This is a genomic window from Phytoactinopolyspora endophytica, from assembly GCF_004138495.1.
Taxonomy (GTDB): Bacteria; Actinomycetota; Actinomycetes; order Jiangellales; family Jiangellaceae; genus Phytoactinopolyspora; species Phytoactinopolyspora endophytica.
The window spans coordinates 191087-193654 of the sequence record NZ_ML142852.1 but is presented as its reverse complement, the minus strand read 5'-3'; the positions used below and the strand labels follow the sequence as shown (position 1 = coordinate 193654).

Sequence of the window (2568 nt, the reverse complement as noted above, 5' to 3'; positions counted from 1 at the left end):
GGGCGGACGCCGAGATCGACCGGCTCAATGCGGTCTGGGACCGGTTCCGGAACCTCAAGGTTCAGGACCTTGAGGGCGACGAGATGCTCTACCGCGAGATGCGCGACCGGTTCGGCGCCTACTTCCGTGGTGGCATGGGTGCACAGGCGATCAAGGAGCGGCTGGAGAACTTCGACCTCGATGTCGAAGCGGAGAAGCTGCGCGATGTCATCCGTTCCGGTAAGGGACAGAAGAAGACACGTGCCCTGAAGCGGCTGAAGGTTGTATCTCCGTTCCTCACGACCCGCAACGATCCACGCGGGATGGTGCTCGACGCCGTCCCGGTGATGCCCCCGGACCTGAGGCCCATGGTGCAGCTGGATGGCGGCCGTTTCGCCACCAGCGACCTGAACGACCTCTACCGCCGGGTGATCAACCGGAACAACCGGCTCAAGCGGCTACTCGATCTCGGGGCGCCGGAGATCATCGTCAACAACGAGAAGCGGATGCTGCAGGAGTCCGTCGACGCGCTGTTCGACAACGGACGTCGCGGCCGGCCGGTCACCGGTCCGGGCAACCGGCCGTTGAAGTCGATCTCCGACATGCTCAAGGGGAAGCAGGGCCGCTTCCGGCAGAACCTGCTCGGTAAGCGAGTCGACTACTCGGGCCGATCGGTGATCGTCGTCGGGCCCCAGCTGAAGCTGCACCAGTGTGGCCTGCCCAAGGGTATGGCGATCGAGCTGTTCAAGCCGTTCGTCATGAAGCGGCTCGTCGACCTGTCACACGCGCAGAACATCAAGAGCGCGAAGCGGATGGTCGAACGTGCCCGGCCCGTGGTGTGGGACGTTCTGGAAGAGGTCATCGCCGAACACCCGGTGCTGCTCAACCGAGCGCCGACGCTGCACCGTCTGGGTATCCAGGCGTTCGAGCCGCAGCTGGTGGAAGGTAAGGCCATCCAGATCCACCCGCTCGTATGCACGGCGTTCAACGCCGACTTCGACGGTGACCAGATGGCGGTTCACCTCCCGCTGTCGGCTGAGGCACAGGCCGAGGCGCGGGTGCTGATGCTCTCCAGCAACAACATCCTCAAGCCGGCCGACGGCCGGCCGGTGACCATGCCCACACAGGACATGGTGCTGGGCATCTACTTCCTGACCAGCCACGTCGAGGGGCGCGAAGGCGAAGGCCGGGCGTTCTCGTCCGTGGCGGAGGCGATCAACGCATTCGACAAGGGCGAGCTGAAGCTGCAGAGCCAGATCCAGATCCGGCTGAACGACACCGTTCCGCCGGTCGGCCGGGAGGCGCCGGAGGGCTGGGAACCCGGTCAGCCTCTCACGCTGACCACGACCCTCGGCCGGGCGCTGTTCAACGAGACACTCCCTGTCGATTACCCGTACATCGACGAGGAGATCGACAAGAGCAGCCTCGGCGACATCGTGAACGACCTGGCCGAGCGGTACCAGAAGGTCCAGGTCGGCACCACGATGGACGCGCTGAAGGACCTCGGTTTCTACTGGGCCACCCGGTCGGGTGTCACAGTGTCCGTGGAGGATGTCGTGCCGCCGGCGACCAAGCAGCAGATCCTCGAAGAGTTCGAGGGCAAGGCTGTGAAGGTCGAGCGGAACTTCAACCGTGGTGTCATCTCCGACGGCGAGCGCCGCGAGGAGCTCATCGACATCTGGACGGACGCGACGAACGCGGTCGACGAGGCGATGCGGAACGCGTTCACCCCGGACAACTCGATCTACCAGATGGTCAACTCCGGGGCCCGGGGTAACTGGATGCAGATCCGGCAGTTGTCGGGTATGCGTGGTCTGGTGGCGAACCCGAAGGGCGAGACCATCCCACGGCCGATCAAGTCGAGCTTCCGTGACGGCCTGACGGTGCTGGAGTTCTTCATCTCCACGCACGGCGCTCGTAAGGGTCTGGCGGACACTGCGCTGCGTACTGCCGACTCCGGCTACCTGACCCGGCGTCTGGTGGACGTTTCGCAGGACGTCATCATCCGTGAGGTCGACTGTGGCACCGAGCGTGGCCTGATGCTCCCGATCGCCTCTCGCGACGCGAACGGGAACCTGGTGGTCGAAGAGCTCGCCGAGACATCGGTGTACGCGCGGAACGCAGCTGAGAAGGTGGTCGGTCCGGACGGCACCGAGCTGGCCGGACCGGGAGACGACCTCGGCGATGTTGAGATCGCCAGGCTCGTGGCCGGAGGCGTGGAGCAGGTTCGCGTCCGAAGCGTTCTGACGTGTGAAAGCAAGACCGGTGTATGCGCGAAGTGCTACGGCCGGTCGCTCGCCACGGGCAAGCTGGTCGACGTCGGTGAGGCTGTCGGCATCATCGCCGCGCAGTCCATCGGCGAGCCGGGCACACAGCTGACCATGCGGACGTTCCACACAGGTGGCGTCGCGGGTGAGGACATCACTCACGGTCTGCCGCGTGTCGTCGAGTTGTTCGAGGCCCGTGCGCCGAAGGGCAAGGCGGCGATCGCCGAAGTGTCCGGACGGGTTCGTATCGAAGAAGACGGCAAGGGCGCTCGAGTCGTCATCGTCCCCGATGACGGCAGCGACGAGCAGTCGTTCGCGATCA

Annotated in this window: 1 protein-coding gene; it reads left to right on the top strand. The window is 65.1% G+C overall.

Going from position 1 to position 2568, the window contains the following annotated elements; all coding sequences use genetic code 11:
- A partial coding sequence (gene rpoC, locus ELR45_RS40650; protein ID WP_240759462.1) for a DNA-directed RNA polymerase subunit beta' occupies positions 1-2568 on the top strand: 2568 nt, incomplete at both ends.